The organism is Bradyrhizobium sp. NBAIM08 (assembly GCF_020193935.1).
Classification (GTDB): Bacteria; Pseudomonadota; Alphaproteobacteria; order Rhizobiales; family Xanthobacteraceae; genus Bradyrhizobium; species Bradyrhizobium yuanmingense.
The window spans coordinates 1-454 of the sequence record NZ_JADYVR010000300.1; the positions used below are offsets into that span (position 1 = coordinate 1).

The window sequence follows — 454 nt, forward strand, 5'->3', positions numbered from 1 at the left end:
ACCCAATGCTCGGCCCGGTGATGATGCATCTGCAAGCTCAAAGCCGCACCCGATTTCACGTGGATGCGCTTGACGTGGAAGCGCTCCCCGACCTCGATGCTGTCATACCAGCCCCACGGACGGGCGACCTTGCGATGGGTTACCGCCTCCGGGCGCTGTTGGGCTTCCAGAGCCTTGACTACCGACTTCACCTGCTCCGCGGAGGAACGCGAAGCCACCAGCAATGCGTCCGGCGTGTCGATGATCAGCAGATCCTTCGTGCCCAGCGCGACCACACGCCGGGTGGGCGCGTGGATGAATGTCGATTCCGCATCGATGGCCAGGCCATTGCCGGCGATGCGGTTGCCGGCGGCGTCGGGTGGCGTCATGTCGGCAACTGCATTCCAGCTTCCCACGTCGCTCCAGGCGCCGCTGAAGGGAAACACCGCGACATTCTCGTGGCGCTCCATGACGG

1 pseudogene is annotated in these 454 nt (G+C 64.5%); it reads right to left on the bottom strand.

The features are described from left to right. Positions 1 to 454 (bottom strand): annotated as a pseudogene (gene cpsB, locus I6F37_RS39595) (mannose-1-phosphate guanylyltransferase/mannose-6-phosphate isomerase); the annotation flags it as partial.